32 protein-coding genes and 1 pseudogene are annotated in these 20761 nt (G+C 61.0%); 31 read left to right on the forward strand and 2 right to left on the reverse strand.

Features of this window, described 5'->3' with window-relative positions; translation table 11 throughout:
* The 11 genes and pseudogenes from tuf to rplP form a co-directional block, all read left to right on the forward strand.
* Nucleotides 1-380, forward strand: a pseudogene (gene tuf / locus JC607_RS14245) (elongation factor Tu); the annotation flags it as partial.
* A gap of 388 nt (nucleotides 381-768) precedes the next feature.
* Entirely contained in the window at nucleotides 769-1077 is a 309-nt protein-coding gene (rpsJ, locus tag JC607_RS14250; RefSeq protein ID WP_092899250.1) for a 30S ribosomal protein S10, read from the forward strand.
* Nucleotides 1078-1087: 10 nt separating this feature from the next.
* The gene (rplC, locus tag JC607_RS14255; RefSeq protein WP_198837591.1) at nucleotides 1088-1813 is read left to right on the forward strand and encodes a 50S ribosomal protein L3; all 726 of its coding nucleotides are present in this window, start codon (nucleotides 1088-1090) and stop codon (nucleotides 1811-1813) included.
* Complete coding sequence (gene rplD / locus JC607_RS14260) at nucleotides 1810-2430, forward strand: 50S ribosomal protein L4 (protein WP_092899246.1); 621 nt, start codon at nucleotides 1810-1812, stop codon at nucleotides 2428-2430. The genes rplC and rplD overlap by 4 nt, the downstream gene beginning before the upstream one ends.
* On the forward strand, nucleotides 2427-2723 hold the full coding sequence (locus JC607_RS14265) for a 50S ribosomal protein L23 (protein ID WP_124085136.1): 297 nt from the start codon (nucleotides 2427-2429) through the stop codon (nucleotides 2721-2723). Before rplD ends, JC607_RS14265 begins: the two co-directional genes overlap by 4 nt.
* Before the next feature lie 296 nt (nucleotides 2724-3019).
* Nucleotides 3020-3532: a hypothetical protein gene (locus JC607_RS14270; protein ID WP_198837592.1), complete on the forward strand. Its 513-nt coding sequence runs from the start codon at nucleotides 3020-3022 to the stop codon at nucleotides 3530-3532.
* Nucleotides 3533-3786: 254 nt separating this feature from the next.
* A complete protein-coding gene (rplB, locus tag JC607_RS14275) occupies nucleotides 3787-4626 on the forward strand; it encodes a 50S ribosomal protein L2 (protein ID WP_198837593.1) in 840 nt (279 codons plus the stop codon).
* A 3-nt stretch (nucleotides 4627-4629) separates the two neighbouring features.
* Nucleotides 4630-4908 (forward strand): 30S ribosomal protein S19, encoded by a 279-nt coding sequence (gene rpsS / locus JC607_RS14280; RefSeq protein WP_092899238.1) that lies wholly within the window; start codon nucleotides 4630-4632, stop codon nucleotides 4906-4908.
* A gap of 3 nt (nucleotides 4909-4911) precedes the next feature.
* On the forward strand, nucleotides 4912-5292 hold the full coding sequence (gene rplV, locus JC607_RS14285) for a 50S ribosomal protein L22 (RefSeq protein WP_198837594.1): 381 nt from the start codon (nucleotides 4912-4914) through the stop codon (nucleotides 5290-5292).
* Nucleotides 5292-6017, forward strand: coding sequence for a 30S ribosomal protein S3 (gene rpsC, locus JC607_RS14290; RefSeq protein ID WP_092899234.1), 726 nt, complete (start codon nucleotides 5292-5294; stop codon nucleotides 6015-6017). Before rplV ends, rpsC begins: the two co-directional genes overlap by 1 nt.
* A 13-nt stretch (nucleotides 6018-6030) precedes the next feature.
* On the forward strand, nucleotides 6031-6444 hold the full coding sequence (rplP, locus tag JC607_RS14295) for a 50S ribosomal protein L16 (protein ID WP_092899232.1): 414 nt from the start codon (nucleotides 6031-6033) through the stop codon (nucleotides 6442-6444).
* Between the two features lie 99 nt (nucleotides 6445-6543).
* Here the strand turns inward: rplP and JC607_RS14300 are convergent, their stop codons facing one another.
* Entirely contained in the window at nucleotides 6544-6888 is a 345-nt protein-coding gene (locus tag JC607_RS14300) for a hypothetical protein (protein WP_198837595.1), read from the reverse strand.
* Nucleotides 6889-7237: 349 nt separating this feature from the next.
* Here JC607_RS14300 and rpmC point away from each other — a divergent pair, with 349 nt between their 5' ends.
* From rpmC to JC607_RS14360, 12 genes are all read left to right on the forward strand, one after another.
* Nucleotides 7238-7438 carry a 50S ribosomal protein L29 gene (gene rpmC, locus JC607_RS14305; RefSeq protein WP_092899227.1) on the forward strand — a complete coding sequence of 67 codons (201 nt, stop codon included), beginning with the start codon at nucleotides 7238-7240 and terminating at the stop codon, nucleotides 7436-7438.
* Nucleotides 7439-7449: 11 nt separating this feature from the next.
* Entirely contained in the window at nucleotides 7450-7683 is a 234-nt protein-coding gene (gene rpsQ / locus JC607_RS14310) for a 30S ribosomal protein S17 (RefSeq protein WP_092899225.1), read from the forward strand.
* Between the two features lie 88 nt (nucleotides 7684-7771).
* Complete coding sequence (gene rplN, locus JC607_RS14315) at nucleotides 7772-8140, forward strand: 50S ribosomal protein L14 (protein WP_013066055.1); 369 nt, start codon at nucleotides 7772-7774, stop codon at nucleotides 8138-8140.
* Nucleotide 8141: 1 nt separating this feature from the next.
* Nucleotides 8142-8447: a 50S ribosomal protein L24 gene (rplX, locus tag JC607_RS14320; RefSeq protein ID WP_092899223.1), complete on the forward strand. Its 306-nt coding sequence runs from the start codon at nucleotides 8142-8144 to the stop codon at nucleotides 8445-8447.
* Nucleotides 8447-9007 (forward strand): 50S ribosomal protein L5, encoded by a 561-nt coding sequence (gene rplE, locus JC607_RS14325; RefSeq protein ID WP_198837596.1) that lies wholly within the window; start codon nucleotides 8447-8449, stop codon nucleotides 9005-9007. The genes rplX and rplE overlap by 1 nt, the downstream gene beginning before the upstream one ends.
* 18 nt (nucleotides 9008-9025) lie before the next feature.
* Complete coding sequence (gene rpsN / locus JC607_RS14330; protein WP_198837597.1) at nucleotides 9026-9331, forward strand: 30S ribosomal protein S14; 306 nt, start codon at nucleotides 9026-9028, stop codon at nucleotides 9329-9331.
* A gap of 12 nt (nucleotides 9332-9343) precedes the next feature.
* A complete protein-coding gene (gene rpsH / locus JC607_RS14335) occupies nucleotides 9344-9742 on the forward strand; it encodes a 30S ribosomal protein S8 (RefSeq protein WP_198837598.1) in 399 nt (132 codons plus the stop codon).
* Between the two features lie 10 nt (nucleotides 9743-9752).
* Entirely contained in the window at nucleotides 9753-10286 is a 534-nt protein-coding gene (gene rplF, locus JC607_RS14340) for a 50S ribosomal protein L6 (protein ID WP_092899215.1), read from the forward strand.
* Between the two features lie 11 nt (nucleotides 10287-10297).
* Nucleotides 10298-10657 (forward strand): 50S ribosomal protein L18, encoded by a 360-nt coding sequence (gene rplR, locus JC607_RS14345; protein WP_198837599.1) that lies wholly within the window; start codon nucleotides 10298-10300, stop codon nucleotides 10655-10657.
* A 142-nt stretch (nucleotides 10658-10799) separates the two neighbouring features.
* Nucleotides 10800-11372, forward strand: a complete 573-nt coding sequence (rpsE, locus tag JC607_RS14350) for a 30S ribosomal protein S5 (RefSeq protein WP_198837600.1) — start codon at nucleotides 10800-10802, stop codon at nucleotides 11370-11372.
* A 5-nt stretch (nucleotides 11373-11377) separates the two neighbouring features.
* The gene (gene rpmD, locus JC607_RS14355) at nucleotides 11378-11569 is read left to right on the forward strand and encodes a 50S ribosomal protein L30 (protein WP_092899209.1); all 192 of its coding nucleotides are present in this window, start codon (nucleotides 11378-11380) and stop codon (nucleotides 11567-11569) included.
* Nucleotides 11570-11671: 102 nt separating this feature from the next.
* Nucleotides 11672-12652, forward strand: a complete 981-nt coding sequence (locus JC607_RS14360) for a glycosyltransferase family 4 protein (RefSeq protein WP_198837601.1) — start codon at nucleotides 11672-11674, stop codon at nucleotides 12650-12652.
* 1 nt (nucleotide 12653) lies between these two features.
* On the opposite strand, the gene JC607_RS14365 is transcribed toward JC607_RS14360, so the two are convergent.
* A complete protein-coding gene (locus JC607_RS14365) occupies nucleotides 12654-13145 on the reverse strand; it encodes an energy transducer TonB (RefSeq protein ID WP_198837602.1) in 492 nt (163 codons plus the stop codon).
* Nucleotides 13146-13368: 223 nt separating this feature from the next.
* Here JC607_RS14365 and rplO point away from each other — a divergent pair, with 223 nt between their 5' ends.
* The 8 genes from rplO (at nucleotide 13369) to JC607_RS14405 (ending at nucleotide 20438) form a co-directional block, all read left to right on the forward strand.
* Entirely contained in the window at nucleotides 13369-13842 is a 474-nt protein-coding gene (gene rplO, locus JC607_RS14370) for a 50S ribosomal protein L15 (RefSeq protein WP_198837603.1), read from the forward strand.
* A gap of 115 nt (nucleotides 13843-13957) precedes the next feature.
* Nucleotides 13958-15316, forward strand: a complete 1359-nt coding sequence (gene secY, locus JC607_RS14375) for a preprotein translocase subunit SecY (RefSeq protein WP_198837604.1) — start codon at nucleotides 13958-13960, stop codon at nucleotides 15314-15316.
* A gap of 62 nt (nucleotides 15317-15378) precedes the next feature.
* Nucleotides 15379-15966 carry an adenylate kinase gene (locus JC607_RS14380; protein ID WP_198837605.1) on the forward strand — a complete coding sequence of 196 codons (588 nt, stop codon included), beginning with the start codon at nucleotides 15379-15381 and terminating at the stop codon, nucleotides 15964-15966.
* 179 nt (nucleotides 15967-16145) lie between these two features.
* The gene (gene rpsM, locus JC607_RS14385) at nucleotides 16146-16514 is read left to right on the forward strand and encodes a 30S ribosomal protein S13 (RefSeq protein WP_198837606.1); all 369 of its coding nucleotides are present in this window, start codon (nucleotides 16146-16148) and stop codon (nucleotides 16512-16514) included.
* Between the two features lie 15 nt (nucleotides 16515-16529).
* Nucleotides 16530-16928 (forward strand): 30S ribosomal protein S11, encoded by a 399-nt coding sequence (rpsK, locus tag JC607_RS14390; protein WP_092899195.1) that lies wholly within the window; start codon nucleotides 16530-16532, stop codon nucleotides 16926-16928.
* Nucleotides 16929-17072: 144 nt separating this feature from the next.
* On the forward strand, nucleotides 17073-18089 hold the full coding sequence (locus JC607_RS14395) for a DNA-directed RNA polymerase subunit alpha (protein WP_092899193.1): 1017 nt from the start codon (nucleotides 17073-17075) through the stop codon (nucleotides 18087-18089).
* A gap of 259 nt (nucleotides 18090-18348) precedes the next feature.
* Nucleotides 18349-18759 (forward strand): 50S ribosomal protein L17, encoded by a 411-nt coding sequence (gene rplQ / locus JC607_RS14400; RefSeq protein WP_198837607.1) that lies wholly within the window; start codon nucleotides 18349-18351, stop codon nucleotides 18757-18759.
* Between the two features lie 362 nt (nucleotides 18760-19121).
* Complete coding sequence (locus JC607_RS14405; protein WP_198837608.1) at nucleotides 19122-20438, forward strand: replication-associated recombination protein A; 1317 nt, start codon at nucleotides 19122-19124, stop codon at nucleotides 20436-20438.
* Nucleotides 20439-20761: the final 323 nt, after the last annotated feature.

Here is a 20761-nt window from a genome sequence, read left to right on the forward strand (position 1 = left end):
GTGAAGCCGGCGACAATATCGGCGCGCTGCTGCGCGGCGTCGACCGTGACGGCGTTGAGCGTGGTCAGGTTCTGTGCAAGCCGAAATCGGTTCTGCCGCACACCACTTTCGAGGCAGAGGCCTATATCCTCACCAAGGAAGAGGGTGGCCGTCACACGCCGTTCTTCGCGAACTACCGTCCGCAGTTCTACTTCCGCACCACGGATGTGACCGGCATGGTCAAGCTTCCGGAAGGCACCGAAATGGTGATGCCGGGCGACAACCTGAAGTTCGAAGTCGAACTGATCGCGCCGATCGCCATGGAAGAGAAGCTGCGCTTCGCAATCCGCGAAGGCGGCCGCACCGTTGGTGCAGGCGTCGTTGCCAAAATCATCAAGTGATCTGAAGCCTTCGGGCTTTTGATCCAAAGGCCGCCCTTCGGGGCGGCCTTTTTCCGTGGAACGCTCCGCGGGGAGTATTTGGATCAAGAGGAAGCCGGAATTTCCTCTTGATCCAAATACTCCCGCCGGAGGCATCCGACTGAGATCAGAGACGAAGGTGCAGGAAGAGGGCACAGCCTCTTCAGGTGTTTTCGGGGTTTCGCAGGGCATAGGCCTTGATTTCCTCGGGCTTTGGTGCAAAAGGGGCGCGCGGCGCTGGAAAGTGCCGTCTGCCTGATTCTTCGGGCGGGCCGTTTGTTCCGCCCGTTCAGAGAAAAAGACCGTCAACATGTGAACCTATCGGATGCGGCCATCCTGGCCTCATCATGACGTTCCGAAGGAAGAAGCAATGCAAGGTCAGACCATTCGCATCCGCCTCAAGGCCTTCGATTACCGCGTGCTGGATGCCAGCACCCAGGAAATCGTTTCCACGGCCAAGCGCACCGGTGCAGAAGTCCGCGGGCCGATCCCGCTGCCGAACAAAATCGAGAAATTCACGGTTCTGCGTGGTCCGCATATCGACAAGAAGTCGCGCGACCAGTGGGAGATCCGTACCCATAAGCGTCTTCTCGACATCGTCAATCCGACCCCCCAGACCGTGGACGCGCTGATGAAGCTCGACCTCGCCGCTGGCGTGGATGTCGAGATCAAGGTGTAAGGGGGCAAAAATGCGTTCCGGTATTATCGCAAAGAAGCTGGGCATGACCCGGCTGTTCCTGGAAGACGGCAAGCAGATCCCGGTCACGGTGCTGCAGCTTGACGCCCTTCAGGTCGTGGCAAACCGCACCGACGACGTTGACGGCTATACCGCTGTTCAGCTCGGCGCCGGCACTGCCAAGGTTTCGCGCACCACTGCCGCGCAGCGTGGCCATTTCGCGAAAGCGAATGTCGCCCCCAAGCGCAAGCTGGTCGAGTTCCGCGTCTCGCCTGACAACCTGATCGAAGTGGGCGCCGAAATCTCGGCCGAGCACTACGTTTCGGGCCAGTTCGTCGACGTCGCCGGCACCTCGCTTGGTAAAGGCTTCCAGGGTGCGATGAAGCGTCACAACTTCGGCGGTCTTCGCGCGTCGCACGGTGTGTCGGTTTCGCACCGTTCGCACGGTTCGACCGGCCAGTGCCAGGACCCCGGCAAGGTGTTCAAAGGCAAGAAAATGGCTGGCCATATGGGGGCCGTTCGCGTGACCACCCAGAACCTGCAGGTCGTCAAGACCGATGCAGAGCGTGGCCTGATCCTCGTCAAGGGCGCTGTCCCCGGTTCGGCCGGTGGCTGGGTCACTGTCAAGGATGCCGTGAAAAAAGCTCCGCATGCTGATGCACCGCGTCCGGCGGCGATCCGCTCGGCGGCTGCAGCTGCTGCTCCGGCTGTGGAAGCAGTCGAAGGGGGTGAAGCATGAAACTCGATGTGATCAAACTCGACGGCGACAAAGCCGGTTCGGTTGACCTGAACGAAGCGCTGTTCGGCCTCGAGCCGCGCGCCGACATTCTGCACCGTGTGGTCCGCTGGCAGCGTGCGAAAGCACAGGCCGGTACCCATTCGACGCTGGGTAAATCGGATGTCAGCTACTCGACCAAGAAGATCTACAAGCAAAAAGGCACCGGCGGCGCACGTCACGGGTCCAAGAAAGCTCCGATCTTCCGTCACGGTGGTGTCTATAAGGGCCCGCAGCCCCGCAGCCACGCCCATGACCTGCCGAAGAAGTTCCGTGCGCTCGGTCTGCGTCACGCGCTTTCGGCCAAGGCCAAAGCCGGCGAACTGGTGATCCTCGACAGCCTCGCGCTGGCCGATGCGAAAACCGGTCTTCTGGCCAAAACCCTGGGCGAGCGTGGCTGGAAACGCGTTCTGGTCATCGATGGTGCAACGGTTGATGCGAATTTCGCACTGGCTGCGCGTAATATCGAAGGCGTGGACGTGCTCCCGACCATCGGCGCCAATGTCTATGATATCCTGAAGCGTGACACGCTCGTGATCACCAAAGCAGGTATCGAAGCTCTGGAGGCTCGCCTGAAATGAGCGCGAAACCCGAACATTACGACGTGATCCGCAAGCCGGTCATCACCGAGAAAGCCACTATGGCCTCGGAAAATGGCGCGGTTGTGTTCCAGGTTGCGATGGCATCGACCAAGCCGCAGATCAAAGAGGCCGTTGAGGCTGTCTTTGGCGTCAAGGTCAAAGCCGTCAATACCACCATCACCAAAGGCAAGGCCAAGCGTTTCCGCGGCCGCGCCGGTGAGCGTTCGGACGTGAAAAAGGCCTATGTGACCCTCGAAGAGGGCAACACGATCGACGTGTCGACCGGCCTCTGATCGTCAGATCCCCTGAACCGGAAAAGCCCCTGCGAAAGCGGGGGCTTTTTCCTTTGCGGGGCCGGGCATTGAGAAAAGGGGCTCAGGGCTGCAGGCGGTGCCGGCGGTCTCTGGCCCGCTGCCGGTACGACCAGGTCGCGCGGGCGGGCCTTCTGGTGGCCTGGCAGGGGTGGTGACGCCATTTGTCAACCAGGGGATACCTGCATTGAAGCCGCGCATAAGCGGAGGCACAAAGCCAAGGTGCCGGAGACGCGTCACCGTGACGCCCGGAGCCGCCTGACAAAACCGGAGAGACCATGTCGCCGTCAAAAACCGCCATTGCGGCAACCTGCCTTGCCCTGCTGCCCTTCTCTGGGAATGCCTTTACGGTCTCCAGCGAGACCAGGGATTTCCTCGTCAGCGGCGGCGAGGCCGTGACCGGCAACCCTGTCGGGATCCAGGCTGAGAACCAGTGCTACCCGGCGAGTGATGACTTCTCGGCCCCCGGCAAGATCCTCGCTGATGGCGACTGGGTGGTGACCAGCGAGGTTTCGTTCTATGACTTTGAACTGGTCAGCTTTGCCGCTATCGCCACGCCCAAAGACGGTGGTGGCTGTGAGTTCTTCGATGGCAGGATCGCGGTCTGGAAAGATGGCGCCTTTGTCGCGCTGATCGAAGAGGGGGTCGCCGACCAGCTGCTGATCGGCCATATCCGCCCCGTCGACGGCACCGTGGTCGAGATCGGCAGCGGCGCGGCGCAGCCCGACACTGTGGGATATATCGCTTATGACGCGGCGACCGAAGAGCTCTTCGTCACCGCGCAGCGCTAGGGCGGGGCAGGGGGAGCGGAAAAAGCGCACAGAGCGGTTGCCGCCCCAACTTCTTTCTGTTACCAGCCCTCCATCCCAAAGCCCCCGGATTCGTCCGGGGGTCTTTGGTTTTGCCGACCTCTTTCACCTGAAGGGGCAAGGCAACTCAGCCGGGGATCTTCGGAGCCCTTAACCCCGGGCCGAAAAGCCACCTTCAGATCGCAAGATCAGCGGGCGGCACTTATGGCCCATGAAGCAAACGGAAGACAGAGAACATGGCACTCAGGTCTTATAAACCTACGACGCCAGGCCAGCGCGGGCTGGTTCTGATCGACCGTTCGGAGCTGTGGAAGGGCCGCCCTGTTAAAGCGCTGACCGAAGGTCTGCGTAAACATGGTGGTCGGAACAATACCGGACGGATTACTGTGCGCCACCAGGGCGGCGGGGCAAAGCGCCTCTACCGCATCGTGGATTTCAAACGCGCAAAATGGGATGTCGCCGCGACCGTCGAACGGATCGAATACGACCCCAACCGCACCGCATTCATCGCGCTGGTGCGCTATGCTGACGGCGAGCAGGCCTATATCCTCGCGCCCCAGCGTCTTGCCGTTGGTGACTCTGTTGTCGCCGGCGCCAAAGTCGACGTGAAGCCCGGCAATGCGATGCCTTTCTCGGGCATGCCGATCGGTACCATCGTGCACAACGTGGAACTGAAAGCCGGCAAAGGTGGTCAGCTGGCTCGCGCCGCAGGCACCTACGCACAATTCGTCGGTCGTGACGGCTCCTATGCGCAGATCCGCCTCTCGTCGGGCGAACTGCGTCTGGTCCGTCAGGAATGCATGGCAACCATCGGTGCCGTGTCGAACCCCGACAACTCGAACCAGAACTTCGGTAAAGCCGGTCGTATGCGCCACAAGGGCGTGCGTCCGACTGTCCGCGGCGTCTCGATGAACCCGATCGACCACCCGCATGGTGGTGGTGAAGGCCGGACCTCCGGTGGTCGTCACCCGGTTACGCCCTGGGGCAAACCCACCAAGGGCGCCCGTACGCGCACCAACTCGACGACGGACAAATACATTGTCCGCTCGCGTCACGCCAAGAAGAAAGGGCGCTGATCCATGGCACGTTCCATCTGGAAAGGCCCGTTTGTCGATGGCTATGTCCTGAAAAAGGCAGAAGCGTCGCGCGCGTCGGGCAAGAACGAAGTGATCAAGATCTGGTCGCGCCGTTCCACCATCCTGCCGCAATTCGTCGGACTTACCTTCGGCGTCTATAACGGCAAAAAACACGTTCCGGTCGCGGTGACCGAGGACATGATCGGCCAGAAATTCGGTGAATATTCGCCGACCCGTACCTATTACGGGCATGCTGCCGACAAAAAAGCCAAGAGGAAGTAAGCCATGGGTAAGGAAAAGAATCCGCGCCGCGTGGCGGATAATGAGGCGATGGCCGTGGCACGTATGCTGCGCACCTCGCCCCAGAAACTCAACCTCGTTGCGGGCCTGATCCGCGGCAAGAAAGTCGACAAGGCGCTGGCCGACCTGACCTTCTCCAAGCGTCGTATCGCTGGCGAAGTGAAGAAAGTCCTCCAATCCGCGATTGCCAATGCCGAGAACAACCATGGTCTCGACGTTGACAGCCTGATCGTGGCGGAAGCCTGGTGCGGCAAGAACCTGGTGATGAAGCGGGGCCGTCCGCGGGCTCGTGGTCGCTTCGGCAAAATCATGAAGCCGTTCAGCGAAATCACCATCAAGGTTCGTCAGTCCGGGGAGTCGGCATAATGGGTCAGAAGGTCAATCCGATCGGCATGCGCCTTCAGGTCAACCGTACCTGGGACAGCCGCTGGTTCGCTGAATCGAAAGATTTCGGCAACCTGCTTCTGGAAGATCTCCGCATCCGTGAGTTCATCCACAAGGAAGCCAAACAGGCCGGCATCTCGAAAGTCGTCATCGAGCGTCCGCACCGCAAGTGCCGCGTGACCATCTACTCGGCGCGTCCGGGTGTGATCATCGGCAAAAAAGGCGCCGACATCGAGACGCTTCGCAAGAAGGTTGCGGCGTTCACCGCCTCGGACCTGCATCTGAACATCGTCGAAGTGCGCAAGCCCGAAGTCGATGCCCAGCTGGTGGCCGAGTCGATCGCACAACAGATGGAGCGTCGTGTGTCGTTCCGTCGTGCGATGAAGCGTGGCGTGCAGAACGCGATGCGCATGGGGGCCCTCGGCATCCGTGTGAACGTGGCTGGTCGTCTGGGTGGTGCGGAAATCGCGCGTACCGAATGGTACCGTGAAGGCCGTGTGCCGCTGCATACGCTTCGTGCTGACATCGACTATGCGCTGTCGGAAGCCGAAACCCCCTATGGGATCATCGGTGTGAAAGTCTGGATCTTCAAAGGCGAAATCCTTGAGCATGATCCGCAAGCCCACGATCGTCGCCTGGCAGAGGCAGCGGATGCTCCGGCACCCCGCGGTCCGCGCCGTGAGCGTGGCGACCGTGAGCGCGCCTGAGGAGTATTGAACAATGCTGCAACCAAAGCGCACTAAATTCCGCAAGATGCACAAGGGCCGCATCAAGGGCGAAGCCAAAGGCGGCTCCACCCTGAACTTCGGCTCGTTTGCTCTGAAATCGACCGAACCCGAGCGCGTCACGGCGCGGCAGATCGAAGCGGCCCGCCGCGCGATCACCCGCCACATGAAGCGTCAGGGCCGTGTCTGGATCCGTATCTTCCCGGATACCCCGGTTTCGGCAAAGCCGACCGAGGTCCGGATGGGGTCCGGTAAGGGCTCGGTCGATTACTGGGCCTGCAAGGTGAAGCCTGGCCGTATCATGTTCGAGATCGACGGTGTGAACGAGGAAATCGCTCGTGAAGCCCTGCGTCTTGGCGCGATGAAACTGCCGGTCACCTCGCGCATCGTGGCGCGTGAAGACTGGTAATCTGCCAGATCTTCGTGACAGAAACAAAAAGGCCCCCGGCGAGAGATCGCCGGGGGCCTTTTCCATGTGATATGGCTTTATCCGTGGTCTGCCCGGGCGCTATTCGGCCTTGATCACATGCCAGACACCACCTTTGCCGTCTCCGGTCACATCACCTGCCTTTTTATCTCCGATATAGAAATAGGCCGGCTTGCCGTCATAGGCCCATTGCATCGCGCCATCTTTGCGCGCAGCCATGGTCCAGCCTTCGCCCAGGGTTTCACCGGTTTTGGCGAGATAGGGCGGCCAGTTGGTGGCGCAGTCATCATAGCAACTGCTCTCCCCGCCTTTGTCATCATCATAGGTATAGAGCGTCATCTTCGTCATTCCGGTCTCGGCCCGCACCATGCCCGCTGAGCTGAGCAGCAGGCAGGCGAGGGCGAGTGTTACGCGTGAAGTTTTCATGATCAGTGCTCCCGAAAGAGGAATTCGACCGGCCGGACAGGCGACATGCCGTAAGGTGCAGCCTGCGGTGCGCGCAGGATGCGCCCGGTTGGCCCGGATGCGTAGTCACCTTTGCGAGACGGCAGGTGCGAACGGCTATCTCTGGCCGATGCGCGGGCGGTTCCGGACCGGCACGGCGGCAAAGGGCCCGCCGGAAGTTCTTTCTTGCCCTTTGGGTGGGGCTCCTGTATCAGGCCCCATCCACGGATCCGGGGCGACTCGGATTCGTTGATATTTCATTGATCCACCAGGTCAAAGGTCACCCGGCCAGATGTCGGGGCCCTCTGGTGAATGTAAAAGGAAAAGGCGAATGACCGCCAAAGAACTGACCGGGAAAACCCCGGACCAGCTGCGCGACAGCCTTGTTGCGCTCAAGAAAGAAGCCTTCAATCTGCGCTTCCAGCAAGCGACCAACCAGCTTGAGAACACCGCCCGCATGCGCACCGTGCGCCGCGAAGTGGCCCGTATCAAAACCGTTCTCGGCCAAAAAGCCGCTGAAGCTGCGAAGTAAGGATCAGACCCATGCCGAAGCGCATCCTGACTGGCACCGTGACCTCCGACAAGAACGAGCAGACCATCACTGTCTCGGTCGAGCGTCGTTTCAAGCACCCGCTGCTGCAGAAAACGGTCCGTAAGTCAAAGAAATACCGCGCCCATGACGCGGAAAACAAATTCAAAGTGGGTGACACTGTTCGTATCGAAGAGTGTGCGCCGATTTCGAAGACGAAGCGTTGGACGGTGGTGGTCGAGGCCTGAGCAATCAGCCCTCTCCATACCGTTCAGCTACAACTGAGCGATACCCCGGGGCGGTTGATCGCTGTCCCCGAAGGTCGGGAGAAACCAAATGATCCAGATGCAGACCAATCTGGATGTAGCTGATAACTCCGGCGCCCGCCGGGTTCAGTGCATCAAGGTTCTGGGCGGCTCGCACCGCCGCTACGCATCCGTGGGCGACATCATCGTGGTGTCGGTCAAGGAGGCGATTCCTAAAGGTCGCGTGAAGAAAGGTGACGTGCGTAAAGCCGTCGTCGTTCGCACCGCGAAAGAAGTTCGTCGTGAAGATGGCACCGCCATCCGTTTCGACCGCAATGCTGCCGTCATCCTGAACAATCAGGGCGAGCCGGTCGGTACCCGTATCTTTGGGCCGGTGGTTCGTGAGCTGCGCGCGAAGAACTTCATGAAGATCATCTCGCTGGCGCCGGAGGTGCTGTGATATGGCTGCTAAGCTGAAAAAAGGCGACACCGTCGTCGTTCTGACCGGCAAGGACAAGGGCAAGCAAGGCGAGATCTCGTCTGTTTCGCCGAAAGCCGGCAAAGCTGTGGTTGATGGTGTGAACATCGCGATCCGTCACACCAAGCAATCCGCAGGCAGCCAGGGCGGCCGCATCCCGAAAGCGATGCCGATCGACCTGTCGAACCTTGCGCTGCTCGACAAAAACGGCAAAGCGACCCGCGTTGGCTTCCGTGAGGAAGACGGCAAGAAGATCCGCTTCGCCAAGACCACCGGGGAGGCTATCTGATGTCGGATAAAGCAACCTATACCCCGCGTCTGAAGGCCGAGTTCAAGTCGAAGATCCGCGCCGCTCTGAAGGAAGAATTTTCCTATAAGAACGACATGCAGATCCCGCGTCTGGAAAAGATCGTCCTGAACATGGGCGTTGGTGAAGCGGTGAAAGACACCAAGAAGGTCAAACAGGCCTCCGAGGAGCTTTCGCTGATCGCCGGCCAGAAGGCCGTCATCACCAAGGCCAAGAAATCCATCGCAGGCTTCCGCGTTCGTGAAGAGATGCCGCTCGGCACCAAAGTCACGCTGCGCGGCGACAAGATGTATGAATTCCTTGATCGTCTGATCAACGTGGCCCTGCCGCGCGTCCGCGACTTCCGCGGCGTGAAAGGCACCTCGTTTGACGGCCATGGCAACTACGCCATGGGCTTGAAAGAGCACATCGTTTTCCCGGAAATCGAATTCGACAAAGTCGATGAGGTTCTGGGTATGGACATCATCATCTGCACGAACGCCAAGTCGGATGCCGAAGCAAAATCCCTGCTGAAGCATTTCAACATGCCGTTCACGGCCTGATCGCGAGGAACCTGAAACATGGCTAAGAAATCCATGGTGAACCGCGAAGTGAAGCGCGAGAAGCTGACGGCTCGTCATGCTGTCAAGCGCGCTGCACTCAAGGCGGTGATCAATGACCAAGAGAAGCCGATTGAAGAGCGCTTTGCAGCGACTCTGAAACTGGCTGAGATGCCCCGCAACTCTTCGGCTGTGCGCATGCACAACCGTTGCCAGCTGACGGGTCGTCCGCATGCTTACTACCGTAAGCTGAAACTGTCGCGGATCAAGCTGCGTGACCTGGCCTCGTTCGGCCAGATCCCGGGCATGGTCAAGTCGAGCTGGTAAGGGAGAGAGCAGATGCCTGTTAATGATCCCATCGGCGATATGCTGACCCGTATCCGTAACTCGTCGCTGCGCGGCAAGTCCACGGTTTCGACCCCGGCTTCGACCCTGCGTGCCCGCGTCCTCGACGTGCTGCTCGCAGAAGGTTACATCCGCGGTTATGAAAAGGCCGAGACCTCGAATGGTCAGGGCGAATTCACCATCAGCCTGAAATATTACGAAGGCGAGCCGGTTATCCGCGAGTTGAAGCGGGTCTCCAAGCCGGGCCGTCGCGTGTATATGGGCGTCGAAGATCTGCCGTCGGTCCGCAACGGGCTTGGCGTCGCGATCGTCTCGACCCCGAAGGGCGTTCTCTCGGATGCAAATGCGCGCGCGGCCAATGTTGGCGGCGAAGTGCTTTGCACCGTCTTCTGAGGAGGGTTTAATGTCTCGTATCGGCAAAAAACCCGTAGAGCTGGCAAAGGGCGTTACCGCGTCCGTTTCCGGCCAGACCATCGAAGTCAAGGGGCCGAAAGGCACCCGCTCCTTCACCGCTGGCGACAATGTGTCGGTCACTGTTGAGGGCAATGAAGTGAAAGTCACCCCGCGTGGCCTTTCCAAAATTGCCCGTCAGCAATGGGGCATGTCGCGTTCGATGATCGAAAATCTTGTGACCGGTGTGACCACCGGCTTCAAGAAAGAGATGGAAATCCAGGGCGTTGGTTATCGTGCAGCGATGGCCGGCAATGTTCTGAAACTGTCTCTCGGCTTCTCGCATGAAGTGAATTTCGAAGTGCCGAAGGGGATCACCGTTACGACCCCGAAGCCCACCGAAATCACCGTCGAGGGCATCGATCAGCAGGAAGTCGGCCAGGTGGCAGCGAACATCCGCAACTGGAAGCGTCCCGAACCCTATAAGGGCAAAGGGATCCGCTACAAGGGCGAGTTCGTCTTCCGCAAGGAAGGCAAGAAGAAGTAAGGGGCGCAAAAATGGCTTTGAACAAACGAGAGCTGTTCCTGAAGCGCCGCTTGCGCGTACGGAACAAAATCAAATCGGCGAATGCAGGTCGTCTGCGTCTCTCCGTTCACCGCTCGTCGAAAAACATCAGCGTTCAGCTGATCGACGATGTGAATGGCGTGACCCTGGCAGCTGCCTCGTCGCTGGAAAAAGAACTGGGCGTCGTTGGCAAGAACAACGTCGAAGCAGCCGCGAAAGTGGGTGCAGCGATTGCAGAACGCGCCAAAAAAGCCGGTGTCGAAGAAGTTTACTTCGACCGTGGCGGCTTCCTGTTCCATGGCAAAATCAAAGCCCTGGCAGAAGCTGCACGCGAAGGCGGCCTCAAGTTCTGATCCTTGCGGGTGGCGTCGGTTGTTAAGTCAGCTGGCGCCACCCCGATGATCCGGGAGCGCGGTCTTTTCGGCCGCGTCTCACCAGGATTGAACCAAATCAGGCGCGGCTCGCCCGTGCCACTCACGGAAAGGACTCTGTCACATGGCAGAACGTGATAACCGCCGGGAGCGTCGTGACGACCGTCGCGAAGAGACCCCGGAATTCGCAGATCGCCTCGTCGCGATCAACCGCGTGTCGAAAACCGTCAAGGGCGGTAAGCGCTTTGGCTTTGCAGCGCTCGTCGTTGTCGGCGATCAGCGCGGCCGCGTTGGTTTCGGCAAGGGCAAGGCGAAAGAAGTGCCGGAGGCTGTTCGTAAAGCCACCGAGCAGGCCAAGCGCCAGATGATCCGTGTGCAGCTGAAAGACGCCCGCACGCTTCACCACGACATCGAGGGCCGTCACGGCGCTGGTAAAGTCGTGATGCGGACCGCTGTTGCAGGTACCGGTATCATCGCCGGCGGCCCGATGCGCGCTGTCTTCGAGATGCTCGGTGTGCAGGACGTTGTTGCGAAGTCGCTCGGCTCGCAGAACCCCTACAACATGATCCGCGCCACCTTCGAAGGTCTCTCGAAAGAGAACTCGCCGCGTTCGGTTGCTGCGCGTCGTGGCAAGAAAGTCGCCGAGATCCTGCGTAAGCCGGAAACCGAAGCGGCGCCCGAAGCTGTGGGAGGCTGATCGAAATGGCCAAGAAAACCATCGTCGTCCAGCAATACGCCTCGGCTGCCCGCCGCCCGGCAATCCAGACCCAGACCCTGATCGGTCTTGGCCTGAACAAAATCAACCGCACCCGCGAGCTGGAAGATACCCCGGCAGTGCGCGGCATGGTCAACAAGATCCCGCATCTTGTGAAGATCATCGAAGAGCGCGGCTGAGCCTCTGACGATTTCTGAAAACGCCCCGGTCCCCCGCGACCGGGGCGTTTTCTTTTTGCGCCACTGCCGCCAGGATGGCACCGCATTACGAAGGGGCCGCGCGTGCATCTGGTAAATTTCTCCGAACTGATGGGGCCTGACTGGCGTTTTCCGGATCCGTCCCGCCAGATCCCGGGGCTGAGTTCGGAATGCCATGTCATCGCCCCGGGAAGCCGCTCCTGGGGGCTCCGGCTGAATTCGTGGGCTGCGGCGCGGCGCGCGGTCAGGGCCGCACGGGGGCGGTCCGACGCGGTGCTGGTCAGCCATTTGCCGGGCGCGACCTTGCGGCTGGCCATGCTGGCGGGGCCGGGATCACGAAACGGGGCAGGGGCAAGGCATATCGCATTCGCCTTCAATTTTACCGACCTGCCGCAGGGGCGCAAACTGCGCGCCTATCGCGCGGCGCTGTCCCGTGTCGATGAATTCGTGATCTTCTCGAATTTTGAACGTGATCTCTATGCGCGCCATTTCGGTCTGCCGCCCGAGCGTTTCACCGTCCTGCCCTGGGCGATGGAGGCGCCACGACCAGGGCCGGTGCCGGCGCCCTTCGGTCAGCCCTGGCTGGTCGCGCTTGGCGGCGAAGGGCGCGACTACCCGACGCTGCTGCAGGCCGCGCGGCTGCGGCCCGATCTGCGGCTGGTGGTGATCGCGCGGCCCTATAACCTTGCCGGGCTGGAACTGCCGCCCAATGTAAAGGCCTTTACCAATCTGCCGGCGGCCGAGGCCTGGGGGCTGGTCAGCGGGGCAGCCGGGATGCTGTTGCCGCTGCGCGAGGGCCGCACGCCCAATGGCCATATCACGCTGGTCGGCGCGCAATTGCTGGGCGTGCCGCTGGCGATCACCGATTCGCTCGGGGTGCGGGATTATGTCGACCCGGCCACCGCTCTTTTGCTGCCGCCCGCAAGCCCGGAGGCGCTGGCCGCCGCGATGGAGCGCCTTGCGACCGGCGGGGCCGGGATCCGGGACATGGCAGAGCGCGCCCGCGACATCGCTCTGCGCCGCAGCGCGCCCTCGGTCTGGTGTGACTGGCTGGCCAGCCTCTGAGTTATTCCGCCGGGGGCTCTGCGGCCTCTTCGGCGGGCGCCTCCGGCAGGGCGGGGATATTGCTGGTGACGAGAATCGAAAAGCTGCGATCCGCATCACCCATATCCGGCGCGAAAAGCGGGAAGGGCTCGGCGGACCGGATCTGGGCCATGGCGATATTGTCGAACATCGGGTGTCCCGAGCTTTCCGAGACCGCGCTGGAGACGAGGCGGCCATCGGCGCCGGTGGTAAAGGTGACGCGTGTCGTGAAGTCACCGGTTATGCCGGCGTCTCTCAGCGTCGCGGTGTTCAGCCTGACACTGTTGATCCGTGCGATCACTGCGGCGACATAATCTTCGGTCGTGGCGGGGGCCTCGGCTGCGCTCGCGGCTTCGGGCAGGGCTGCCCCGCCGGGCGCAGCCGGCTCTTGCGCAACAGCGGCAAGCGGCGAGAGTGACAGGCTGAGGGCTGCGACAAGAGCAGTGAGGCGGGCGGCGGAAGGGGAGGCGGTCATAGCGGATCCTGAGCAAATGGCCGGGTTCGTGCCCCGGCCAGGGGTGATGTCCGACCGTGCCGTGCTCAGGGTTCAGGCGCCAGCCGTGACGCCGGGCTTGCCAGGGGCTGGGTGGTGGTCTATAGGCGCCAGCGTGGCCCAGCGGGCTGCGACTCACAACCAAGAAATGCCGTGTTGGCCCCATCCGTCGCAGGCGGGGTCGTTCCGGCCAGGAGTATGCGACATGAAACTGAACGAACTTCACGACAACGCTGGCGCCGCCCGTAAGAAAAAGCGCGTGGCACGCGGCCCGGGTTCGGGCAAAGGTAAAACCGCAGGGCGCGGTATCAAAGGCCAGAAATCCCGTTCGGGTGTGGCGATCGGCGGGTATGAGGGTGGCCAGATGCCGCTCTATCGCCGCCTGCCCAAGCGCGGCTTCAACAAGCCGAACCGCAAGGAATACGCAGTCGTCAACCTGGGTCTGATCGAGAAATTCATCGACATGGGCAAGCTCGACATCAAGGCCGAGATCAATGAGGACGCGCTGGTTGCAGCCGGCCTGACCACCAACAAGCGTGATGGTATCCGCATCCTGAACAAGGGCGAGATCAAATCGGCTGTCAAACTGAACGTGACCGGCGCTTCGGCCGCTGCTGTCGAGGCCATCAAGGCCGCCGGCGGCTCGATCACGGTAAAGGCTGACGCTGCGGCTGAATAAGCCAACAAAGCGGTTGTGAGCGGCGTCATCGTCGCTTACATCTCACTCACGTTTTCCTGCGCCGCCGGACCCGGATAAAACGGTCCGGCGGCGCTGTCCATGAAAGAGACCGGAAATGGCATCTGCCGCAGAGCAAATGGCCGCCAACCTCTCCTGGGGGGCTTTGGCCAAGGCGACCGATCTTCGCCAACGCATTTTCTTTACCATCGGCCTGCTGATCATCTATCGGCTTGGCACCTATATTCCGGTGCCTGGCATCGAGGGTGAGGCTTTGCGGCGCACCTGGGCCGAGGTGGGGCAGGGGATCGGCGGGATGCTGAACCTGTTTACCGGGGGCGCCATGAGCCGGATGGGCATCTTCGCCCTTGGCATCATGCCCTATATTTCGGCCTCGATCATCGTCCAGCTGCTGGGCACGATGTATGAGCCCTGGAAGAACCTCAAGAAAGAGGGTGAGCTGGGGCGCAAGAAGCTGAACCAGTATACCCGCTATGGCACCGTGCTGCTGGCGGTCTTCCAGGCTTTCGGCATCGCGAAATCGCTTGAAGCCGGTGATCTGGCGCATAATCCGGGAATGTTTTTCATCGCCGGCGTGGTGATCACCCTGGTCGGCGGCACCATGTTCCTGATGTGGCTGGGCGAGCAGATCACCGCCCGCGGCATCGGCAATGGCATCTCGCTGATCATCTTCGTCGGTATCGTCGCCGAGATCCCGGCCGCGCTGATGAACTTCCTCGCGCAGGGCCGTTCGGGCGCGATCTCGACCCCGGTGATCCTTGGCGTGATCGTGATGGTGATCATCGTCATTGCCTTCGTCGTGTTCATGGAACGCGCTTTGCGCAAGATCCATATCCAGTATCCGCGCCGCCAGGTGGGGATGAAGGTCTATGACGGCGGCTCGTCGCATCTGCCGATCAAGGTCAACCCGGCAGGCGTTATCCCGGCAATCTTCGCCTCGTCGATCCTGCTGCTGCCGACCACCATCGGCACCTTCTCGGGCAATACAACGAACCCGGTGATCAGCTGGATCGCGCTGTATCTGGGCTACGGGACGCCGCTGCACGCCCTGGCTCTGGGTCTGCTGATCGTCTTCTTCAGCTATTTCTACACCCATAATGTCAGCTTCAAAGTTGACGAAGTGGCCGAGAACCTGAAGACGCAGAACGGCTTTATCCCGGGGATCCGCCCTGGCAAGAAGACCGAGGATTACCTCACCTATGTGACCAATCGCGTGCTTGTTCTGGGATCGGCCTATCTGGCTGCCGTCTGTCTGCTGCCGGAATTCCTGATCGCCAATATCGGTCTGCCCTTCTACTTTGGCGGGACTTCGGTTCTGATCGTGGTGTCGGTGACGATGGACACGATCAACCAGGTTCAGTCGCATCTGCTGGCACATCAGTATGAGAGCCTGATCGAAAAGTCGCAGCTGCGCGGCAAGCGCAAGACGGGCCCGCGCGCTCCGGCCCGCCGCTAAGCCCGAGGTTAAGGGAGAGCCTGCACGCGAAGGTGTGCAGGCCTGAGGGAAAGGACAACGCTTTGGCGAAGAATATCATCCTGCTTGGCCCCCCCGGGGCCGGCAAAGGCACCCAGGCCAAGCGGCTCGAAACCGGGCGCAGCATGGTTCAGCTTTCGACCGGCGACATGCTTCGCGCGGCCAAAAGCTCGGGCACCGAAATGGGGAAGAAGGTTGCTGCGATCATGGATGCCGGCCAGCTGGTGACCGATGAGATCGTGATCGGCCTGATCGCCGAACAGCTTGATCGTGGCGCTGCTGGTGGTTTCATCTTTGATGGCTTCCCGCGCACCCTGGCCCAGGCCGATGCCCTGGGCGCCTTGCTCGCGGCCAAAGGAACAAGACTGGACGCGGTGATCGAGCTGGTGGTGGATGATGAGGCCCTGGTTGGCCGCATCGTGAGGCGCGCCGAAGAAGCCGCCAGCGCCGGCGAGCCGGTGCGTCCGGATGACAATCCTGAGGTCTTCGCCAGGCGTCTGCGCGAATATTACAAACAGACCGCGCCGCTGCTGGGCTATTACTATGCCAAGGGCGGGCTGACCCAGGTTGATGGCATGGCCGCGATGGAGAGCGTTGCCGCCGAGATCGCGAAAGTTCTTGACAAGGCATGAAAATCCGGCGCGGGGCCTTGACCCGCAAAGCATTTGACCATATTGCACAGCGTCCCGGGGTGGAATCACCGCTCCGGGGTTTCCCATTTCGGGAAGATCGAATCGGCCGGAACAGTTTTGCTGGCCGGTTGTGAAAAAAGGTTCTGGAGCTACGGAACCGCAACGAAAGGAAATCACGCGTGGCACGTATTGCTGGCGTTAACATCCCCACCAATAAGCGCGTTCCGATTGCGCTTCAGTATATCACCGGCATCGGCGCGCATATCGCGAGCCAGATCGTCACCGCGCTGAACATTGACCCGGCGCGCCGCGTGAATGATCTCTCGGATGCAGAAGTGCTGGCGATCCGCGAATATATCGACGCGAACTTCACCGTCGAGGGCGACCTGCGTCGCGAAACCTCGATGAACATCAAGCGCCTGATGGATCTCGGCTGCTATCGCGGTCTGCGCCATCGTCGCGGTCTCCCGGTGCGTGGTCAGCGGACCCACACCAACGCTCGCACCCGCAAAGGCCCCGCAAAGGCCATCGCTGGCAAGAAGAAGTAAGGGGAGGCCTGACACATGGCACGTGATCCGAAAGCCGCCCGTGGTGGCAAGCGTAAAGAGCGCAAGAACATCGCCGCAGGCGTTGCTCATGTGAACTCGTCGTTCAACAATACCAAAATCCTGATCTCGGACGTTCAGGGCAATGCCATTTCCTGGTCGTCGGCCGGGACCATGGGCTTCAAGGGGTCGCGCAAATCGACGCCTTATGCTGCCCAGATGGCTGCTGAAGACGCCGGCCGCAAGGCGCAGGAACATGGCGTGAAAACGCTGGAAGTCGAAGTTCAGGGCCCGGGTTCGGGTCGTGAATCGGCGCTCCGCGCACTTTCCGCGATTGGTCTGACCATCACTTCGATCCGCGACGTGACCCCGCTGGCGCATAATGGTTGCCGCCCGCCGAAGCGTCGCCGCGTCTGATCTTTCAAGATCAAGCCCGGGCCGTGCTGGTGCATGGCCCGGGTGTTCCTGTTTGACGGTCTGGTTCTCAGACTTCGTTAAAGACCCTCGGGCGCCGCGCTTCACCCGGAACATGGAAGCGATGGCAGGTATGGAGGCATAAGCATGATCCACAAGAACTGGCAGGAACTGATCAAACCGACCCAGCTGGTCGTGAAGCCGGGGAGTGACGCAGGCCGCGTTGCCACGGTCATCGCAGAGCCGCTGGAGCGGGGCTTCGGCCTGACGCTCGGCAACGCGCTGCGCCGCGTTCTCTTGTCGTCGCTGCAGGGCGCTGCGATCACCAGCGTCCAGATCGACAATGTCCTGCATGAGTTCTCCTCGGTGCCGGGCGTCCGCGAGGATGTCACCGATATCGTTCTGAACCTCAAAGGCGTTTCGCTGAAGATGGATGTCGAAGGGCCGAAGCGTCTTTCGATCTCGGCCCGTGGCCCCGGTGTTGTCACCGCGAGCGCGATTTCCGAGACCAACGGCATCGAAGTGCTGAACAAGGATCACGTGATCTGTCACCTTGACGACGGGGCAGACGTGTTCATGGAACTGACCGTGAGCACCGGTAAGGGCTATGTCTCGGCCGACAAGAACCGTCCGGAAGATGCGCCGATCGGCCTGATCCCGATCGATGCGATCTATTCGCCGGTCAAGCGCGTGTCCTATGAAGTGCAGCCGACCCGTGAGGGTCAGGTGCTCGACTATGACAAGCTGACGATGAAGATCGAAACCGACGGCTCGCTGACGCCGGATGATGCCGTGGCCTATGCTGCGCGCATCCTGCAGGATCAGCTGGCGGTCTTCGTGAACTTCGACGAGCCGGAAGCGGCGCGTGGTGGCGAAGTGGATTCGGGCCTCGAATTCAACCCGCTGCTGCTGAAGAAAGTCGACGAGCTGGAACTGTCGGTCCGTTCGGCAAACTGCCTGAAGAACGACAATATCGTCTATATCGGCGATCTGATCCAGAAGACCGAAGCCGAGATGCTGCGCACCCCGAACTTCGGCCGCAAGTCGCTGAACGAGATCAAGGAAGTGCTTTCGGGCATGGGTCTGCATCTCGGGATGGAAGTCGAAGACTGGCCGCCGGAAAATATCGAAGATCTGGCCAAGCGCTTCGAAGATCAGTTCTGATCCTTTGCGATGCCTGGCTGAACGCCGGTTGACTGAGCAAGGCCAGGGGGCTAAGGCCCCACAGAACCTGTTAAGACAGCCGGGGGGCTAAGGCCCCGCAGAACCTGTTAAGGCAGCCGGGGGGCTAAGGCCCCCCGGACCCCCCGCCTCCCGCTTTGTGTTTGAGGGAGCGCGATGAAGACCCCGGGCAATCCTGCCCCAACGACGCCGGTCCAACGCAGACCGGCAACACAAAGTAAAAACGCTATAGGAGAGACCCATGCGTCACGCCCGCGGCTATCGTCGCCTCAACCGCACCCATGAGCACCGCAAGGCGCTTTTCTCGAATATGTCCGGCTCGCTGATCGAGCATGAGCAGATCAAGACCACCCTTCCGAAAGCGAAGGAACTGCGTCCGATCATCGAGAAGCTGATCACGCTGGCAAAGCGTGGCGACCTGCACGCCCGTCGTCAGGCTGCCGCCCAGCTGAAAGAAGACAAAGACGTCGAGAAGCTCTTCGCGATTCTCGGCCCGCGCTACAAAGAGCGTCAGGGCGGCTATGTGCGCGTCCTGAAAGCCGGTTTCCGGTATGGCGATATGGCTCCGATGGCGATCATCGAATTCGTTGACCGTGACACTTCGGCCAAAGGCGCCGCTGACCGCGCCCGTCTGGAAGCCGCTGAAGAGTGATCTCGCGCGACTGATCCCCGCCTGTCTGGGATCGGGATGATTAAAGGGCCCGCCTCTGATTGTCAGGGGTGGGCCTTATCCGTTTGGGCGCTAGGCTTTTACCTCGGCGCTTCCGGCGCTGATCGCTTCATGCGAAGCTGCGCCCATGACCGATCTCTTCGATTCCCCCGGTGGTCGCACCGATCCGAAGCCCCCAGGTGCCGGGGCGCTGCGCCCCCCTGCCGGCCGGCTGCGGCCGAACAGCCTTTCAGAGGTGAGAGGGCAGGGGCATGCCCTGGCTCCCGAGGTCCCGCCCGGTGCGAGGCTGGCGGCCTGGTGTCGCAATCTGGCTTCGAGATAGATCCTTCAAACCCGGTATCCCCATGTCCGACCTTTTCGACAGTGCCCCCAGGCAGACGAAACAGCCGCTGGCCGCAGTTCTGCGCCCGCAGACGCTTGATGATGTGTTCGGCCAGCCCGATATCGTTAAGCCCGGCTCAGTGTTGCGCCGCCGGATCGCTGCCGGCCGGCTTGGCAGCCTGATCCTTTATGGCCCTCCCGGCATCGGGAAGACCTCGATTGCCAGAGCGGTCGGCAATATGCTGGGCAAGGAATTCCGCCCGCTGCACGCAACCCGCGCCGGCGTAAAGGACTTGCGTGAACTGGCGGATGAGGCCCGGATCCGGCCATTGCTGATTTTCGTGGACGAGGTGCACCGCTTCAGCGCGACGCAATGCGACGATCTCCTGTCAATCTGTGAGGAGGGCACGGCCGATTTCATCGGTGCGACAACCGGCAATCCCTACCACGTGTTGCCGCCCGCTCTGATATCGCGCTCGCATATTCTGAAGCTTGAGCCGCTGACCATAGAAGACATGGAACGTGTTCTTTTGCGCGGCCTTGCCCATCTGAAAGAGGAAGGCATCGAAGTGGTCCTGGAGCCTGCGCAGATGCGTCTGCTGGCGGGCCGGTCCGGTGGCGACGCGCGACGCGCGCTCACGACGCTGGAAAGCCTCGCGGTCGGGCATGACCAGGCGCGGGTGGTCATTACCGGTGAGATGATCGAGGAAGTCTATGCCTCGGCGCCGGTGAACCATGATCGCAGTGGCGATATGCATTACGATGTCGTCAGTGCGATGATCAAGGCGGCAAGGGGCTCGGATCCGGATGCCACGCTCTATTGGCTGGCCCGGCTCATCCATGCCGGTGAAGATCCACGCTACATTGCGCGACGGCTGATGATCCATGCCTCGGAAGATGTTGGCCTTGCTGACAACACCGCGCTGCAGACTGCGGTTGCCGCCCTGCACGCAGTGGAGAAGATCGGTTATCCTGAGGCGCAGATTATCCTGGCCCATGCGGCGCTGCATATCGCTTTGGCGCCGAAGTCGAATTCAGCGTGCCGTGGCATTGGGCTGGCAATGAAGATGGTGACTTCAGAAGCGCCAAAACCGGTTCCCCTGCATCTGCGCGACTCTCATTACGCCGGCGCCGCCAAGCTCGGTCACGTCGGCTATAAGTTTCCGCATAATGACCCGCGGGGCTGGGTCGAGCAGAATTACGCGGCGGGTCTGGCCAGGGGATCTCTCTACCAGTCTGATGGCAGAGGCGTCACATTCGAGGCAAGAGCTGCTGAGTATTGGGAGCGTGTCACAGGCCTTCCCACCGTGCAGAGAACGCCTTCGTCAACATCTGAATGAGGCCACCCGATGCGCGACCTTCCCTCAAAGCTGCCAGGGGCCAGTGCGGATCGCCGCCGGGCGTGCTCCGTGGTCAGCGTTTCGGGCACGACAGAGCACCAACCTGGCTGGATTTCGGGTGGAAACCAGCGGTAAAATCCGCGCAGGCGACATTCTTATGGCGCGGGCAATGATTGCGACCATGACCCCGAGGATGCTTTCGGGGGGGCAGGACTGGGTCCGCCAAGACCTGAATGCCTCGTTCTGTACGGCCCGCCAGAATGCGGCTGCGAATAAGCGCTGAAAAAGCGAATCGATTGCTTTGCAAAGCTGCGGCAGCGACA

Origin of the sequence: Paracoccus sp. IB05 (assembly GCF_016405985.1) — a bacterium.
In the GTDB taxonomy this organism is placed as follows: domain Bacteria; phylum Pseudomonadota; class Alphaproteobacteria; order Rhodobacterales; family Rhodobacteraceae; genus Pseudogemmobacter.

Bases quoted from the DNA above. Each gene is read 5' to 3' on its own strand.
- rpsJ (WP_092899250.1), top strand. From the start codon at position 769: ATGCAAGGTCAGACCATTCGCATCCGCCTCAAGGCCTTCGATTACCGC.
- rplC (WP_198837591.1), top strand. From the start codon at position 1,088: ATGCGTTCCGGTATTATCGCAAAGAAGCTGGGCATGACCCGGCTGTTC.
- rplD (WP_092899246.1), top strand. From the start codon at position 1,810: ATGAAACTCGATGTGATCAAACTCGACGGCGACAAAGCCGGTTCGGTT.
- JC607_RS14265 (WP_124085136.1), top strand. From the start codon at position 2,427: ATGAGCGCGAAACCCGAACATTACGACGTGATCCGCAAGCCGGTCATC.
- JC607_RS14270 (WP_198837592.1), top strand. From the start codon at position 3,020: ATGTCGCCGTCAAAAACCGCCATTGCGGCAACCTGCCTTGCCCTGCTG.
- rplB (WP_198837593.1), top strand. From the start codon at position 3,787: ATGGCACTCAGGTCTTATAAACCTACGACGCCAGGCCAGCGCGGGCTG.
- rpsS (WP_092899238.1), top strand. From the start codon at position 4,630: ATGGCACGTTCCATCTGGAAAGGCCCGTTTGTCGATGGCTATGTCCTG.
- rplV (WP_198837594.1), top strand. From the start codon at position 4,912: ATGGGTAAGGAAAAGAATCCGCGCCGCGTGGCGGATAATGAGGCGATG.
- rpsC (WP_092899234.1), top strand. From the start codon at position 5,292: ATGGGTCAGAAGGTCAATCCGATCGGCATGCGCCTTCAGGTCAACCGT.
- rplP (WP_092899232.1), top strand. From the start codon at position 6,031: ATGCTGCAACCAAAGCGCACTAAATTCCGCAAGATGCACAAGGGCCGC.
- JC607_RS14300 (WP_198837595.1), bottom strand. From the start codon at position 6,888: ATGAAAACTTCACGCGTAACACTCGCCCTCGCCTGCCTGCTGCTCAGC.
- rpmC (WP_092899227.1), top strand. From the start codon at position 7,238: ATGACCGCCAAAGAACTGACCGGGAAAACCCCGGACCAGCTGCGCGAC.
- rpsQ (WP_092899225.1), top strand. From the start codon at position 7,450: ATGCCGAAGCGCATCCTGACTGGCACCGTGACCTCCGACAAGAACGAG.
- rplN (WP_013066055.1), top strand. From the start codon at position 7,772: ATGATCCAGATGCAGACCAATCTGGATGTAGCTGATAACTCCGGCGCC.
- rplX (WP_092899223.1), top strand. From the start codon at position 8,142: ATGGCTGCTAAGCTGAAAAAAGGCGACACCGTCGTCGTTCTGACCGGC.
- rplE (WP_198837596.1), top strand. From the start codon at position 8,447: ATGTCGGATAAAGCAACCTATACCCCGCGTCTGAAGGCCGAGTTCAAG.
- rpsN (WP_198837597.1), top strand. From the start codon at position 9,026: ATGGCTAAGAAATCCATGGTGAACCGCGAAGTGAAGCGCGAGAAGCTG.
- rpsH (WP_198837598.1), top strand. From the start codon at position 9,344: ATGCCTGTTAATGATCCCATCGGCGATATGCTGACCCGTATCCGTAAC.
- rplF (WP_092899215.1), top strand. From the start codon at position 9,753: ATGTCTCGTATCGGCAAAAAACCCGTAGAGCTGGCAAAGGGCGTTACC.
- rplR (WP_198837599.1), top strand. From the start codon at position 10,298: ATGGCTTTGAACAAACGAGAGCTGTTCCTGAAGCGCCGCTTGCGCGTA.
- rpsE (WP_198837600.1), top strand. From the start codon at position 10,800: ATGGCAGAACGTGATAACCGCCGGGAGCGTCGTGACGACCGTCGCGAA.
- rpmD (WP_092899209.1), top strand. From the start codon at position 11,378: ATGGCCAAGAAAACCATCGTCGTCCAGCAATACGCCTCGGCTGCCCGC.
- JC607_RS14365 (WP_198837602.1), bottom strand. From the start codon at position 13,145: ATGACCGCCTCCCCTTCCGCCGCCCGCCTCACTGCTCTTGTCGCAGCC.
- rplO (WP_198837603.1), top strand. From the start codon at position 13,369: ATGAAACTGAACGAACTTCACGACAACGCTGGCGCCGCCCGTAAGAAA.
- secY (WP_198837604.1), top strand. From the start codon at position 13,958: ATGGCATCTGCCGCAGAGCAAATGGCCGCCAACCTCTCCTGGGGGGCT.
- rpsK (WP_092899195.1), top strand. From the start codon at position 16,530: ATGGCACGTGATCCGAAAGCCGCCCGTGGTGGCAAGCGTAAAGAGCGC.
- JC607_RS14395 (WP_092899193.1), top strand. From the start codon at position 17,073: ATGATCCACAAGAACTGGCAGGAACTGATCAAACCGACCCAGCTGGTC.
- rplQ (WP_198837607.1), top strand. From the start codon at position 18,349: ATGCGTCACGCCCGCGGCTATCGTCGCCTCAACCGCACCCATGAGCAC.
- JC607_RS14405 (WP_198837608.1), top strand. From the start codon at position 19,122: ATGTCCGACCTTTTCGACAGTGCCCCCAGGCAGACGAAACAGCCGCTG.